This is a genomic window from Leucobacter rhizosphaerae (assembly GCF_022919175.1).
Classification (GTDB): domain Bacteria; phylum Actinomycetota; class Actinomycetes; order Actinomycetales; family Microbacteriaceae; genus Leucobacter; species Leucobacter rhizosphaerae.
Window position 1 is genome coordinate 1,089,836 of sequence record NZ_CP095043.1, and the last position, 14,170, is coordinate 1,104,005.

Sequence of the window (14,170 nt, forward strand, 5' to 3'; positions counted from 1 at the left end):
GTGGTCTCGCGCGGCGGAGGGTGACGCGCTGGGGCTCTAGCGGTACGTGGAGGGGTCGGTGAGATCGATGGTGCCGTCGGCGATCGCGCGAACGGTGTCGACGAGCAGCGGGCGCTCGAGCTGCTTGATGCGCTCGTGGAGGTCGGTCTCGGACTCGCCGGGTCGGACCTGCACGCGCGCCTGGCGCAGCACGGGGCCGGTGTCGACGCCCTCATCGATGACGTGGACAGTCACCCCGGTCTCGGTCGCCCCGGCGGCGAGCGCGTCGCGCACGGCGTGGGCGCCGGGGAAGCTCGGCAGCAGCGCCGGGTGGGTGTTGATGAGTCGCGGCGAGAACGCGTCGACGAACCCCGGGGGCAGGATCCGCATGAGTCCGGCGCTCACGACGAGGATCGGCTCCGCATCCACGGCCTCGCTGTGCCGGCGGATCTCCTCGGCGAGCGCGCGCCCCCAGTCCGCCCGGGTCTCCGCGTCGGCGGGCCGCACGATGAAGGTCGGCACCCCGGCCGCGTGCGCGTGGGCGAGGCCCGGCGCATCGGTGTCGGAGCCGACGCAGACGACTCGAGCCGGGTAGGCCGGATCCGCGGCCGCGGCGAGCAGCGCTTCGAGGTTGCTGCCGCCGCCAGAGATCAATACCGCGAGTTTCAGCACCCGATCAGTCTACCGGTCCTCTGGCCGGCTCCTCGATGCGGATGATCTCGTCGGCGAGCGTCTCCGGCTGCGTGCGCGCGAAGAGGCGATCCTCCTGCGCGGCCCAGCGCTCCCAGTGCGGCCGGAACGTCTCCCCGTCGCGGGCGAGTGCCCGGCCGCGACGGAGCTCGGCGCTGCCGTCGAGCCAGACCGCGTGCACCCGAGCCGGGCTCGCCGCGCCCGCGATCCTCTCGGCCCAGCGCTGCGCCGCCGCGAGGTTCTCCGCGGTCACGGCGCCGCAGCCCTCGACCACGAGCGGGCGGTCGGTGGTGAGGGCGATCCAGTCGCCGAACGTCTCCGCGTGCCAGTCGTAGCGCCGGTATCCGCCGGCATCGAGCGCGGTCGCGACCGATCGGGATCCCGCTGCGAGCCCGTCCCAGCCGGGATAGAGATCCTCGACGTGCAGCACCTGGATCCGGCCGCCGTCGAGCCGCTGGCGGGTCACGAGACGCTCGGTCAGCGAGGTCTTGCCCGATCCGGATCGCCCGTCGATGAGGATCACGTCCAGCTCTCCGAGCTGCATCAGAACTCTCCTCTCTGGTCCGTGCGGAGCCGATCCGCCAGGAGCATCACGCCGGCGGCGAGCGCGCCGAGCAGCACGGCGCCCGCGAGGCCGGCACCGTAGCTCCCCGGCGCCTGGTGTCCGATCAGCTCGGCCACCACGACGGGCAGCGTCTGCTCCCCCGGTCGCACCAGGAACGAGGTCGCCCCGAACTCGCCGAGCGACACCGCGAACGCGAACCCGAGGGCGAGGCCCGCGGACCGCCCGAGCATCGGCAGATCGATCGTGCGCAGCACCGTCAGCGGGTCCGCCCCGAGCGAGCTCGCCGCGATCCGAAGGCGTTGGTCGATGCCGCGCAGCACGGGCAGCAGCGTGCGCACCACGAGCGGGAGTGCGACGAGCGCCTGCGCGATCGGGATCAGCACGATGGAGGTGCGCAGATCGATGCCGATGCCGAGCGGGCGATGCATGGTGAGCAGCAGACCGAAACCGAGCGTCACCGCCGACACCCCGAGCGGCAGCATCACGAGGCCGTCGAAGAGGTGCATCCCGCGCTGGAGCACCCGGGAGCGCGGCCGGCGCGACAGCACGAGCGCGATGATCATGCCGAGGATCATGGCGAGCGCCGCGGCGACGGCGGCGATCCGGAGCGAGAGCCAGATCGCCGCGGGCACCGACCCCTCGATCGGCAGCGTCGAGGCGTCATCGACGAGGGCCGCGTAGTGCTCGAGTGTCCAGGCGCCGTCGGAGGTGCGGAGCGACCGCGCGAGCAGTGCGGCGATCGGGAGGGCGTGGAGGAGCAGCACGGTCGCCCCGAACACAAGGCAGACGGGGAGATCCCGGAGCCCGGGCCGCTGCTCACGACGGGGCTCGGCCCCGAGCTCGACCGCGCGCTCCCCCGACGCGCGCAGCCTCGCGGAGACCGCGAGGGCGGCCCCCACGATGGCGAACTGCGCGAGGGAGAGCACCGCAGCCCCGCGGAGATCGAGGAACTGGACCGTGAGCCGGTAGATCTCCGTCTCGACGTTGGCGAACTCTCGCCCGCCCAGGATCAGCACCACGCCGAACGAGGTCGAGCTGAACAGGAACACCAGCGCCCCCGCCGAGGCGATCGCGGGTCGGAGCGCGGGCAGCGTCACACTGCACCAGGCGCGGATGGCGCCGGCGCCGAGTACCCGCGCGGCCATCACCGAGCGGTCGTCGAGTCGGGCCCAGAACCCCCCGACGGTGCGTGCCACCACCGTGACGTTGAAGAACGCGAGCGCCGCGACGACGCCGACGAAGCTCCGATCGAGGCCGAGCCCCTCGAGCGGTCCGCCCACCCCGAGCAGCGCCGAGAACGCCACGCCGACGACGACGGTGGGCAGCACGAACGGGATCGTGAGGAAGCCGCGCAGCAGCGCTCGGCCCGGGAACTCCAGGCGATAGAGCACGTACGCAGCAGGCAGCCCGAGCAGCACCGAGAGCACCGTCGCGCAACCGGCCTGGAGCACCGTCTGGCCGATGACGCGCCAGGTGCGATCCTGCCCGAACACCTCGGGGATCCCGCTCGGATCGAAGCGGCCGTCGGCGACGAACCCGGTCGCGACGAGCGAGAGCACGGGCCACAGGAAGAAGATCGCCAGGAAGGCGAGCGGCACGAGGACGGCGACGGTCCACCCCGTGCCGCCGAGGATCCGGGACGGATCGATGCTGCGCCGGGACGGCGCGCTGTCGCGCCCCGGCCGATCGATACTGCGCCGGAGCGGCGCGCTAGAGCCCGATCTGCTCACTCAGCGTCCGCAGCCATCCCTCGCGCCCCGCCTCGATCTCCGCCGCGGGGAGGTCGTGCGCCGCGCCGGGATCCGGGAGCGGGGCGAAGGTCGACCACGCCTCGGGGATCTGCGCCTCGGCGTCGACCGGATACATGTACATCGTGTCGGGGATCGTCTCCTGGAACTCGCGGGAGACGAGATAGTCGACGACGGCGCGGGCCCCCTCGGGGTTCGCCGCTCCGGCCAGCACCCCGGCGTACTCGACCTGGCTCGAGCAGGTGTCGAGCAGGGCGCGGGTCGAGGTCGCCGCCCCGTCGTCCGAGACCGTGAAGGCCGGTGACGAGCTGTAGGAGAGCACGATCGGCTTCGTGCCGTCGCCGCCGCCCTGGGTGAACTGCCCGTTGTAGGCCTCCGTCCACCCCTGCTCGATGCGCGCACCGTTGTCGACGAGGCGCTGCCAGTAGTCGGCGAAGCCGTCCTCGCCGAAGGCCGCGACGGTGCCGACGAGCAGGGACGCGCCCGTCGACGACGCCGTCGGATCCAGGATCACCGTGAGGTCGCGGTACGCGGGATCTGCGAGGTCCTCGAACCCCGTGGGCTCCGCGAGGCCCTGCTCGGCGAACCACGCCGTGTCGATGTTGAAGCAGGTCGCTCCCCGATCGACCGGGGTGAGGCTGAAGGCGTCGGTGGTGTCGGAGTCAGTGTCGGCGATCGCGAGGTCCACGGCGCTCTCCGGGAACGCCTCCGGCCGGTACGGCTCCACCACGTCGTTGTCGACGAGACGCGAGGCGAAGATCGTGTCCACCCCGAAGAAGGCGTCCGCGATCGGCGCCCCCTTCGTCAGCACGAGCTTGTTCGTGAGCTCTCCACCGTCGCCCGCCGACACCACCTCGACCTCGTACCCGGTCGCAGCGCTCGCGGCTTCGGCGAACGCGTCGTTCGGAAAGGAGTCGTGGACCACAAGCGTGACCCGCTTCGATGCGGCCTCGTCGCTCGGGCCTTCGCCCGTCGCGCAGCCGGCGAGCGCGAGTCCGAGTACCGTTGCGCTGGTCAGCGCGCCGACGATCCGTCGACGGGTGGAGCGAGACGCTCCGGGGGTGTGCGGGTGCATCATTGAGGGCTTCCTTCCTCCGCTGGTATGACCCAGATCAGGTTGAACGGTCGGAGCACGCGTGCTCCCTCTCAGCCCCCGCGCAGGGACTCCCGTGGATTGCCCTCCTACCCTAGCGCTCCCGCCGCGGGAGGCGCCAACCGGGCCGCCGGGTCTGCGTCGGCGGTTCGGGATCGACGGCCTCGGTGCCGTCCCAGGCGAATGCTCGCAGCAGCTCGTCATCCGGTTCGCCCGCGGCGGGGCGCGGCTCCGAATTCGCCGGCTCCGGCGCGTCCGACACCTCCACGACCTCGTGCACTTCCACCGGCTCGTGGGTGTCGACGGTCTCGTGGATCTCCACCGTCTCGTAGGTCTCCACCGTCTCGTGGATCTCCACCGTCTCGTGGATCTCGACGGTCTCGTGCGCATCGGCGGGGTCGTGCGCCGCGGCGACCCCGGGGAGTCCGAACGTCAACGGGGCGAATGCCTCGTCGCCCTCTTCGTCGCGACGTGCCGACGATCGGTGTCGCTCCGGTACCAGATCGGCGACGGAGGCGCGCATCCGCGAGGTATCCACGCGGCTCGCGAGGATCCCCGCGAGCGCGCCGAGTCCGAGCTCCCCGGCGGCGAGGCCCCCGGTCACCCAGGGGTCCGGTCCGACGAGGGCGAGGCGATCCGGGCCGATGGAGCCCGTGGCAAGGCCCGCGACCGCCGCGATCGTCACCCCGGCGAGCACCGCCGCGCCGATCCCGACCGCGAGCGCAACCGGCCAGCTTGCCCGCCGAAGCTCGGGCCGCCTGGCGAAGAGCACCCCGATGCACAGCCCACCGAGCACAAGGAGCGCCGGAGCGAGCACACCGGCGCTGCCCCACCCCTGGGGGATCGCCCCGAAGAGCGGGAGCGCCGGCAGCGGACCGAGCAGCGCGCCGAACGGAGACGCCGAACTGCCGGCGCCGACCGCGAATCCCGCGCCGGTGAGCCAGGACCCGCCCCACACCACCGCGGTCGGCAGCAGCGCGGCCTGCAGCAGGAAGACGAGGAGCGCACCGAGGGCGTCGAGCTGGAGGCTCTGCGTGAGCGTCGTGATGCTCACGTACCCCGCGACGATCGCCACCGCGACGGCCAGTGCGGCGAGGCCGATGAACACGGCCAGCAGTGCTGCCGCGAGTCGGATCGTCTCGCCGAGCCGTGCCGGAAGCGCGGCGGAACCCGCGACGCCGAGGCGTGCGAGCGCGCGCTGCTTCCACCGGATCGTCGCGGTCCACCACGGGTGTTCGTCTCGCGCGGCGCGCACGAGGAAGCCGCCCAGTGAGGGGACGGCGAAGCACAGCGCGGGCACGACGATCGCGAGCCAGGTCGGCCAGGCCGCCCACGCACTCGCGAGGGGCACGACGAGCGCGGAGACCGCCGCGAACCCGGCGGCTCCGCCGATCACGCCGGCGATCCCGACGCCGCCGCGCTGCGCGAAGCGCCAGCCCGAACGCGCCGCGAGCGCGACCGTGATGAGGGTGAGCCCGAGCGGGGCGAGCGAGAGCGTGAAGGCCAGGGGCTCAGGGGCGAGCCCGAGGGCGAGCGCCGCCTCGGCGGGCAGGGCGAACCCGAGCGGGACGAAGTGGGCGAGCAGCCACACCCCGGCGGCGCCACCCGCGACGTCGAGGGGTTCGGCCGCCATGTCGAAGCCGATGAACCAGAGGAGCAGCGCGGGGATCGCGATCACCGCGAGCCCGGCCAGGGCGACGGCGACCGCCTCGATCGCAGCGATCACTGCCGTCAACGTGGGTCTCATCGCCCTGCAGTCTAGCGCGTTCGGGCGCGCCCATCGGGGCCCCGCACCGGCCGCGACGTCGTCACGATCGGACGCGCGGGTGCGGATCTCTCGTGGGAGGACCCCGGAGGCATCGCCTCGGCGGTCGACGGTGCCGCACTGGTGCTGGGCCTCGCGGGCAAGAGCGTGAACTGCCGGTACACCGCGCGCAATCGCGCCGGGACGCGTCGGGTCGCACTGCGCAGTGCGATCGTGCTCGGCCGGGGCGGAGTGCTCGGGCCGGTGCGGACGCTCGCGCGTCTCGGCCTGGGCGGCTCGCAGCACGACGGCTGGTGGCCCGTCTCACGCGCGCGTCGAGCAGCGGGGACCGCGCATCTGCCCGGCGCGATGGGCGGTCGCCAGCGATTCAGCTGGATCCACATCGCCGACGCCGCGGTGGATGCTGGAGCTCGGCGCGCTCGCCATCCGCACCGAAACCGAGCTGGTGCTCAAGAGTCGCTGGGTGCTGCCCGGCAGGCTCCAGGAGGCCGGGTTCGCGTTCACGTATCCCGAGCTCGACGGCGCCCTACGCACGACCTGGGCCGGCTGAAAGGCGTCCGTCGTCATGACAGACACAACGGGGCCCGCGCCGTGGCGCGGACCCCGTTGTTGAGCGTGACGCCTAGCGCGCGGCGAACACCTCGCGAAGCAGCAGGGCGGTTTCGGACGGCGTCTTGCCGACCTTGACGCCCGCGGCCTCGAGGGCCTCCTTCTTCGCCTGGGCGGTGCCGGCGGAGCCCGAGACGATCGCGCCCGCGTGCCCCATCGTCTTGCCCTCGGGCGCCGTGAAGCCGGCCACGTAGCCGACGACCGGCTTGGTCACGTTGGCCTTGATGTACTCGGCCGCACGCTCCTCGGCGTCGCCGCCGATCTCGCCGATCATCACGATCGCCTCGGTCTCCGGGTCGGCCTCGAACGCGGCGAGCGCATCGATGTGCGTGGTGCCGATGATCGGGTCGCCGCCGATGCCGATGGCGGTCGAGAACCCGAGGTCCCGCAGCTCGTACATCATCTGGTAGGTCAGGGTGCCCGACTTCGAGACGAGCCCGATCGGGCCCTTGCCCGTGATCGTAGCGGGGGTGATTCCGGCGAGCGCCTCACCCGGCGTGATGATGCCGGGGCAGTTCGGACCGATGATCCGGGTGCGGTTCCCCGTCGCCTGGGCGTGCGCCCACAGCTCTGCGGAGTCCTTGACCGGCACACCCTCGGTGATGATCACGAGCAGGCCGATGCCCGCGTCGATGGCCTCGACCGCTGCGTCTTTGGTGAACGCCGGGGGCACGAAGGCGACGGACACGTCCGCGCCCGTCGCGGCCATCGCCTCGGCGACCGAGGCGAAGACGGGCAGCTCGACCGACGCGCCGGAGGCGTCGACGTGCGAGACGGTGGTGCCGGCCTTGCGCGCGTTCACGCCGCCGACGATCTGGGTGCCCGCGGCGAGCATGCGCGCCGTGTGCTTCGTGCCCTCGCCGCCGGTGATGCCCTGGACGATGACCTTGGAATCCTTATTCAGGAAGATCGACATGGTGTTCCTTCTCTTCGTTCCAGCTCGGGCTATCGTGCGTTGGCGAGTTCGGCGGCCTTGTCGGCGCCCTCGTCCATGGTCTCCGCGAGCGTGACGAGCGGGTGCGCGGCATCGTTCAGGATCTGGCGGCCCTCGACGACGTTGTTGCCGTCGAGACGCACGACGAGGGGCTTGTTGGCCGCGTCGCCGAGCTTCGCGAGCGCTCCCACGATGCCGTTCGCCACGGCGTCGCAGGCGGTGATGCCGCCGAAGACGTTGACGAAGACCGATTTCACCTGCGGATCGCCGAGGATCACGTCGAGACCGGCGGCCATCACCTCGGCCGAGGCTCCACCTCCGATATCGAGGAAGTTCGCGGGCTTCACGCCGCCGTGGTTCTCACCGGCGTATGCGACGACGTCGAGGGTGGACATGACGAGGCCCGCACCGTTGCCGATGACGCCCACCTCGCCGTCGAGCTTCACGTAGTTGAGATCCTGCTCCTTGGCCTTCGCCTCGAGCGGGTCCTCCGCGGCCTTGTCGGCGAGTGCGTCGTGCTCGGGCTGACGGAACTCGGCGTTCTCGTCGAGCGAGACCTTGCCGTCGAGCGCGATGATGTCCCCGGCGCCGGTCAGCACGAGGGGGTTCACCTCGACGAGCGTCGCGTCCTCACCGGTGTAGACGGCGTAGAGCTTCTCGAAGACCGCAGCGACCTTCGCGACGAGTTCCTCGGGGAAGTTCGCCGCGCGGGCGATCTCCTCGGCCTTCGCCGCATCGATCCCGACGATCGGATCCACCTCGATGCGCGCGAGCGCCTCCGGCTTCTCGACCGCGAGCTGCTCGATCTCCATGCCGCCCTCGACGCTGCAGAGCGACAGGTACGACCGGTTCGCGCGGTCGAGCAGCACGGAGAAGTAGAACTCCTCCGCGATGTCCGCGCCGGCGGCGACCATGACGCGCTGCACGACGTGGCCCTTGATGTCGAGGCCGAGAATGGCCTCCGCCGCCGCGAACGCCTCGTCGGCGTTCTTCGCGACCTTGACGCCGCCGGCCTTGCCGCGGCCGCCGGTCTTCACCTGCGCCTTGACGACGACCACGCCGCCGATGCGTTCTGCAGCGGCACGAGCCTCTTCCGGCGTATCGGCGGTGATGCCGGCGAGGACCGGTACGCCGTAGCGCTCAAAAAGATCTCGTGCCTGGTACTCGTACAGATCCACGTACTGTCCTTTGCTTGGGATTCTTCGGTGCCCGAGGCAGAAAATGTCTCGATGTCGAGAGAAGTCGACCGCAGGAAGTCTATCACTGCGGTGCGGAATCAGCGTCGGCCGCGGTCTGGTCCACGGCACGCTTCGCGCGGTACAAACGGGTGTCCGCGTCCGCGATCGCCTCCGTGAGGGCAGCGCCCGGATCGAGCGGCGCGACCCCCCAGGACCAGGCGTACTCCGATGCCGCTCGGAGGTCGCGCAACAGGGCGCTCGTCGCCGCGACATCCCGGCGGAAGACGAGTACGAACTCATCGCCTCCGAGTCGTGCGACGACACCGCCGCGTCGAGCGTGCGGGCCGCGTTTGCCGACGAGGCCCTGCCACGCGACCACGGTGTCGCGCAGCGCCGCATCTCCCGCGAGGTGACCGCCCCGCTCATTCAAGGTTCGGAAGTCGTCGAAGTCGACCACAGCGAGCGCCACCGGCTCTCCGCGGCGACGCGCGCTCGCTCGGAGTCGACGCGACTGGACGAGCAGTCCGCGTCGATTCACAGCCCCCGTCAGCGGGTCGGTGATGGATTGCAGGTGCGCCTGCCTGCGGACCGCCCGAGCACCCTCGAAGCAGAACACGGCCACGAGCAGCGCAGTTCCGACGGTGACCCCGGCGGACACCACCCCGTGCCCGAGTCCCGGGTGGATGACGAGCAGCACCACGTACCGTGCAAGACTCAGCGCCATCATGATGCGCCCCACAAGGCTCCGATAGAACCAGCCGAGATAGAGCGCGATCATCGGGAGCTCGAGCAGTGCATTGATCTCAGCGTGAGCGTGTCCCGCGAACAGCAGGAAGTAGGTCGACCACCACTCGATGCCGGCGACGATCACGATTCCCGCCCAGCGCGGGAACCGGCGCCCGCAGGCGAGTGGGATGACGGCCGCGCAGACGTAGAGCACCAGCCACGAGGTGACCGCGGCACGTTCGATGTGGGGGTGTCCGAACACGAGGTCGGAGACGAAGACGATGGCGAGCACGAGGGAGAGGAGACTGCTGAGGATCGAGAATGGGCTCTGCCAGCGCACGAACGCGTTCCAGAGCCGCACCGGGACGTCGTGGAGCGTCGGCGTCCGCGCTGCTGACCGCCTATCCATGCAGGTGCCCGCGCTTGCAGCGCTTCTGCTCGAACAGCGCGGTGTCGGCACGGGCCAGCAGGGTCGTCACGGTGTCGGCCTCGGTCGATTCCGCGATCCCGTAGGACCACGCGTGCGCAGCCGCGAGCTGCAAGCGATCCATGACCGCCTCCGCCGCCGCAGCGGTCGTACCCGGGAACAGGATCACGAACTCGTCGCCGCCGATGCGGGCGACAATATCCTGGACCCGGATCCCCTCCCGCCACTCACGGACCGCTCCCGTGAGCGCGGCATCACCGGCCGCGTGCCCGAGATCATCGTTGAGCCGCTTGAAATTGTCGAAGTCGATCGCCACGAGCGCGCACGCTCCCCTCGAGGACCGACGGCGCAGCTCCGAGTCCAGATGCTCGATGAGCCCTGCACGGTTCACCGCGGTCGTCAGGGGATCGAGTCGGGCTTTCCGAGTGGTGCGGAGCCAGAGGTAGGTTCCCGCAAAGAAGCAGAAGAGCAGGCTCAGCAAGCCGTGTACGGCAACGGGCACCCCGATGTCGCCGTCGGGCCAGAACAGCGGGTTCGAGAGCATCGCCGCACCGAACGCCAGGGAACACACCGCGATCAGCCAGGTGGCGACGCCCGGGCGCACGAACCAGCCGAGGTAGAACGCGACGACGGGCAGTTGCTGCACCGAGGACACCACGGATTGAGGATCGTCCTGCAGGCTCAAGAAGTACGTCTGCGACGAGACGAAGACCCCGACCGCGGTGAGGCCGATCCACCGCGGCACCCGGGATCCCAGCATGAACGCCGCAGCGCTGCCCGACAGGCAGATCACGAGGAGCGTCCAGAGCAGCCACCGATTCGTCATGTGGCGGTGGAAGATGAGATCGATCACGAGGGTGAGACTCAGCAGCAGCGCCGCGCACGTCAAATAGAGCGAGTGCGCGTCCTGCCGACGAAAGAGCAGCGCGACCCTCGACACGCCCACCCGATGCGCCCCAGCCACAGCTTCAGCGTACACATCATTTCCAGAGGTTTTTAGGCCGAAGTCGAAAGTCCACCTCGAGGCCCCCCGGGCCGGGTGCTCCCAGGGTCCGCGAGTACACTCGACCGGAATGGGGACCCCTCCGAGTAAGAGAATGAGACGAGTGCAGACACCCAATGAACCGAAGCCTGAAGGGCTTCGCGCGCGCAAGCGGCGCGCAACCGAAAACGCGATCGAAACCTCGGCCGTTCGACTGGCGCTGGACCTCGGCGTCGAGAACGTGACCGTCGAAGCGATCTGCGAGCGCGCGGACATTTCGCGCAGCACGTTCTTCAACTATTTTTCCTCGCGCGACTACGCGATCGTCGGCCGCGCCATCAGCATCCCCGAGGGCAGCGAGGCGCTGTCGGTGCTCGACAGCAGCCCCGACAACCTCCCGCTCGGCCTGTTCCGGTTGCTCTTCGCGGCGATCGGGCACAGCCACGTGAACGGCGAGGTCGCGCGTCTGCGCGCTGAGCTGATCGCGCAGCAGCCCAGCGCGGGCCGACTCACCATCACCTCGCTGCTCGAGTCGAGCTTCCAGCTCGTCTCGACCGCGGTGCTCTGGCTGCACCAGCACCCGGAGCACGCCAAGCTGGACTCCCCCGAGCTCGAGGCGACCCTCGCGGTCAATCTCGTGCACGGAGTGATCACCGCGCGGATGACGGAGTGGATGACGAGCACGGACGACGTCACGGCCGACGAGTCGGACTTCGTGCGGGTGATGGAGCAGGTCCGCCGGCTCATCGGCTGATCGGCTGATCAGACCCCGCGGTCAGCGCGGCCGACGGCTCCCGCGCGGTCAGCGCGGCCGACGGCTCAGGCGAGCTTCTCGATCGGAGCGAGCTTCACGAGCAGCTTCCGTTCGCCGACGGAGTCGAAGACGACGTGCGCGATCCGCTTCGTGCCGACTCCGGTGACGGCGCTCACGCGTCCCTCACCGTACTCGTCGTGGCGAATCCGGTCGCCGGGAGCGAGCTCGAGGTCACCGTTGTCGCGCACGCTGCCCATGATCGTGTTGGGGAATCCGCCGCCGGCGGCCTGCGTCGCCTTCGCCGCCCGTTTGCGCTCCCGCCACTTGTCGAGCGCCGACTGCATGTTGCCGCTCGCGGGCTCGCTGACCGCGGCGGATCCGCTCGAGAACCCGCCCGAGCCGCCGCTCCCGAAGGACACGTTCGAGTCGACGGCGCGGCGCGAACGGCCCGCCGATCCCGAGCCGCCACCCCGGGGCGCGTTCAGCGCGCGGGACTCGGTGCCGCCGCGGCCCGTCACCTCGCCCGGGGATTGACGCCAGTCGATGAGCCCCTCGGGGATCTCCTGCAGGAAGCGCGACGGCATCGCCACGGAGACGTCGCCGAAGACCGCGCGGGTGCTCGCGAGGGTGAGATAGAGACGCTCACGGGCGCGCGTGATGCCGACGTACATGAGCCTGCGCTCCTCGTTCACGCCGCCGACCTCGTCGACCGACATCTGGTGCGGCAGCAGCCCCTCCTCCACACCGGTGATGAACACGGCCTTGAACTCCAGGCCCTTCGCCGTGTGCATGGTCATGAGCGACACTGTGCCGCTCGAGTCGTCGAGATCGTCCGCGGCGGCGACGAGGCTCACCTCGGTGAGGAAGGCGAGGAGCCCCGCGCCGGGCTGTTTGACGTCGAACTCGCGCGCGACCGCGACGAGCTCCTCGAGGTTCTCGGCCCGCGCGTCGTCCTGCGGGTCCCGCTTCGCGCGCAGCTTCTCGACCATCTCGGTCTCATCGAGGATCAGCTTCAGCAGGTCCCCCACCGGCGCCGGCGCCTGATCGTGCTCGGGATCCCCCGCGGCCATCTTCGCCGCGCGGGTCAGCAGCTCGGCAAGGCTCTGGATCGACCCAAGGACCTTCGGCCCGAAGGCGAGCTCTCCGGAGCGGAGCATGGCCTCGTGGAACGAGAGCCCGTGCTCCTCCTGGAAGTTCGCGAGATGCGCCTCCGCCATCGGCCCGATCCCGCGCTTCGGGGCCCCGAGGAGCCGCGACCACGCGATCGGATCGTACGGATTCGCGATGCTCGTCAAGTACGCCATCGCGTCCTTGATCTCGGCGCGCTCGTAGAACTTGGTGCCGCCGAGCACCCGGTACGGGATCGCCGACCGGATGAGCAGCTCCTCCAGTGCACGGGTCTGGGAGTTCGTGCGGTAGAAGACCGCGACGTCGCTGTAGGCGAGACCCGCGCGATGCAGATCCTCGACCTCCTCTGCGACGAACCGGGCCTCGTCGTGCTGCGAGTAGCCCGTGAAGCCGACGATCCGCTCGCCGTCGCCCTCGGCGGTCCAGAGGTTCTTCTCCTGGCGGTCGAAGTTGTTGCCGATGACGGCGTTCGCGGCGCTCAGGATGTTCTGGGTGGAGCGGTAGTTCTGCTCCAGCTTGACCACCTCTGCACCGGAGAAGTCGCGCTCGAACTCGACGATGTTGCGGATATCTGCGCCGCGGAAGGCGTAGATCGACTGATCGGAGTCGCCGACGACGGTGAGGCTGGCCGCCGGGATCCTGCCGGCGGCGTCGAGCTCGCCGGCGCGAGCGGGCGGCACGAGGCGCTCGACCTGCTCCGCCTGGACCGGCCGCGTGAGCTCACGAATGAGCGAGTACTGCGCGTGGTTGGTGTCCTGGTACTCGTCGACGAGGATGTGCCGGAACCGGCGCTGGTAGACGGCCGCGACGTCGGGGTGCGACCGGAAGAGCTGCACGGTCTGTCCGATGAGGTCGTCAAAGTCGAACGCGTTCGCGCGCCGCAGCTCCTGTTCGTAGGTCTTGAAGATCTCGACGAAGAGGCGATCGCGAGGGTCGCTCGCGTTCATCGTCGCGGCGTACCCGTCCGCGTCGGTGAGCTCGTTCTTGAGACGCGAGATCTTGGACCCCGCGTTCGCGGGGGTGAAACCGTACGTGTCGGCGTCCAGCTCCTTGATGATGCGCTTCAGGAGCGCTCGCGAGTCCGCCGAGTCGTAGATGGTGAAGCCTGCGACGTACCCGAACCGCTCGGCCTCGCGGCGCAGGATCCGCACGCAGGCCGAGTGGAAGGTCGACACCCACATGCCCTCGGACGCCGCCCCCAGGAGCCCGTCGATGCGCTCGCGCATCTCGGCGGCCGCCTTGTTCGTGAATGTGATCGCGAGGATCTGGCTCGGCCAGGCCTCGCGGTTGCGGATGAGATGGGCGATGCGGTGGGTGAGGACCCGGGTCTTGCCCGAACCCGCACCCGCCACGATGAGGAGCGCGGGCCCCCGAGCGGACACCGCGCGGGACTGCGACGGGTTCAGCCCGTCGAGCAGCGGATCGGGGCCGCCCTCGGAGGTGCTCGGGTCGGAGCCGTATGGGATCCCTGAGGGATCCAGGAGTTCGAAGTCGCTCATCGTGCTCCCAGTCTAGGAGCCCCCTCCGACATTCGCCGCGCCGGGGCACCCGGCCGGGCCGCGGCGGCACCGGCTTTCAGAGAGAATGGGGGG

General features: G+C 70.4%; 11 protein-coding genes, 1 pseudogene and 1 riboswitch. Of the genes and pseudogenes, 2 read left to right on the forward strand and 10 right to left on the reverse strand.

What is annotated here, in order from left to right; genetic code table 11:
* Positions 1 to 36 precede the first annotated feature (36 nt).
* The 5 genes from purN to MUN76_RS04960 form a co-directional block, all read right to left on the reverse strand.
* Complete coding sequence (purN, locus tag MUN76_RS04940) at positions 37 to 651, reverse strand: phosphoribosylglycinamide formyltransferase (protein WP_244687702.1); 615 nt, start codon at positions 649 to 651, stop codon at positions 37 to 39.
* A 4-nt stretch (positions 652 to 655) separates the two neighbouring features.
* The gene (locus MUN76_RS04945; RefSeq protein WP_244687703.1) at positions 656 to 1,213 is read right to left on the reverse strand and encodes a nucleoside/nucleotide kinase family protein; all 558 of its coding nucleotides are present in this window, start codon (positions 1,211 to 1,213) and stop codon (positions 656 to 658) included.
* Positions 1,213 to 2,793: an ABC transporter permease gene (locus MUN76_RS04950; RefSeq protein ID WP_244688661.1), complete on the reverse strand. Its 1,581-nt coding sequence runs from the start codon at positions 2,791 to 2,793 to the stop codon at positions 1,213 to 1,215. The genes MUN76_RS04945 and MUN76_RS04950 overlap by 1 nt, the downstream gene beginning before the upstream one ends.
* 151 nt (positions 2,794 to 2,944) lie before the next feature.
* Positions 2,945 to 4,060 (reverse strand): thiamine ABC transporter substrate-binding protein, encoded by a 1,116-nt coding sequence (locus tag MUN76_RS04955; RefSeq protein WP_346730406.1) that lies wholly within the window; start codon positions 4,058 to 4,060, stop codon positions 2,945 to 2,947.
* Positions 4,055 to 4,163, reverse strand: a riboswitch (TPP riboswitch). (Overlaps the previous gene by 6 nt.)
* Before the next feature lie 6 nt (positions 4,164 to 4,169).
* On the reverse strand, positions 4,170 to 5,753 hold the full coding sequence (locus MUN76_RS04960) for a cell division protein PerM (protein ID WP_429953347.1): 1,584 nt from the start codon (positions 5,751 to 5,753) through the stop codon (positions 4,170 to 4,172).
* A 117-nt stretch (positions 5,754 to 5,870) separates the two neighbouring features.
* Here MUN76_RS04960 and MUN76_RS04965 point away from each other — a divergent pair.
* Positions 5,871 to 6,390: pseudogene (locus MUN76_RS04965) on the forward strand (DUF1731 domain-containing protein); the annotation flags it as partial.
* A gap of 72 nt (positions 6,391 to 6,462) precedes the next feature.
* Here the strand turns inward: MUN76_RS04965 and sucD are convergent.
* From sucD to MUN76_RS04985, 4 genes are all read right to left on the reverse strand, one after another.
* Entirely contained in the window at positions 6,463 to 7,365 is a 903-nt protein-coding gene (gene sucD, locus MUN76_RS04970) for a succinate--CoA ligase subunit alpha (RefSeq protein ID WP_244687705.1), read from the reverse strand.
* A gap of 29 nt (positions 7,366 to 7,394) precedes the next feature.
* Positions 7,395 to 8,561: an ADP-forming succinate--CoA ligase subunit beta gene (gene sucC, locus MUN76_RS04975; protein ID WP_244687706.1), complete on the reverse strand. Its 1,167-nt coding sequence runs from the start codon at positions 8,559 to 8,561 to the stop codon at positions 7,395 to 7,397.
* A gap of 82 nt (positions 8,562 to 8,643) precedes the next feature.
* Positions 8,644 to 9,696 carry a GGDEF domain-containing protein gene (locus tag MUN76_RS04980; RefSeq protein ID WP_244687707.1) on the reverse strand — a complete coding sequence of 351 codons (1,053 nt, stop codon included), beginning with the start codon at positions 9,694 to 9,696 and terminating at the stop codon, positions 8,644 to 8,646.
* Positions 9,689 to 10,678 carry a GGDEF domain-containing protein gene (locus MUN76_RS04985; protein WP_244687708.1) on the reverse strand — a complete coding sequence of 330 codons (990 nt, stop codon included), beginning with the start codon at positions 10,676 to 10,678 and terminating at the stop codon, positions 9,689 to 9,691. The genes MUN76_RS04980 and MUN76_RS04985 overlap by 8 nt, the downstream gene beginning before the upstream one ends.
* 133 nt (positions 10,679 to 10,811) lie before the next feature.
* Between MUN76_RS04985 and MUN76_RS04990 the strand changes: the two genes are divergently transcribed.
* Positions 10,812 to 11,450, forward strand: a complete 639-nt coding sequence (locus tag MUN76_RS04990) for a TetR/AcrR family transcriptional regulator (protein WP_429953187.1) — start codon at positions 10,812 to 10,814, stop codon at positions 11,448 to 11,450.
* A 65-nt stretch (positions 11,451 to 11,515) separates the two neighbouring features.
* On the opposite strand, the gene MUN76_RS04995 is transcribed toward MUN76_RS04990, so the two are convergent.
* Positions 11,516 to 14,077, reverse strand: coding sequence for an ATP-dependent helicase (locus MUN76_RS04995; RefSeq protein ID WP_244687710.1), 2,562 nt, complete (start codon positions 14,075 to 14,077; stop codon positions 11,516 to 11,518).
* Positions 14,078 to 14,170 lie beyond the last annotated feature (93 nt).

Bases quoted from the DNA above. Each gene is read 5' to 3' on its own strand.
- sucD (WP_244687705.1), bottom strand. From the start codon at position 7,365: ATGTCGATCTTCCTGAATAAGGATTCCAAGGTCATCGTCCAGGGCATC.
- MUN76_RS04955 (WP_346730406.1), bottom strand. From the start codon at position 4,060: ATGATGCACCCGCACACCCCCGGAGCGTCTCGCTCCACCCGTCGACGG.
- MUN76_RS04945 (WP_244687703.1), bottom strand. From the start codon at position 1,213: ATGCAGCTCGGAGAGCTGGACGTGATCCTCATCGACGGGCGATCCGGA.
- MUN76_RS04990 (WP_429953187.1), top strand. From the start codon at position 10,812: ATGAGACGAGTGCAGACACCCAATGAACCGAAGCCTGAAGGGCTTCGC.
- MUN76_RS04995 (WP_244687710.1), bottom strand. From the start codon at position 14,077: ATGAGCGACTTCGAACTCCTGGATCCCTCAGGGATCCCATACGGCTCC.
- MUN76_RS04980 (WP_244687707.1), bottom strand. From the start codon at position 9,696: ATGGATAGGCGGTCAGCAGCGCGGACGCCGACGCTCCACGACGTCCCG.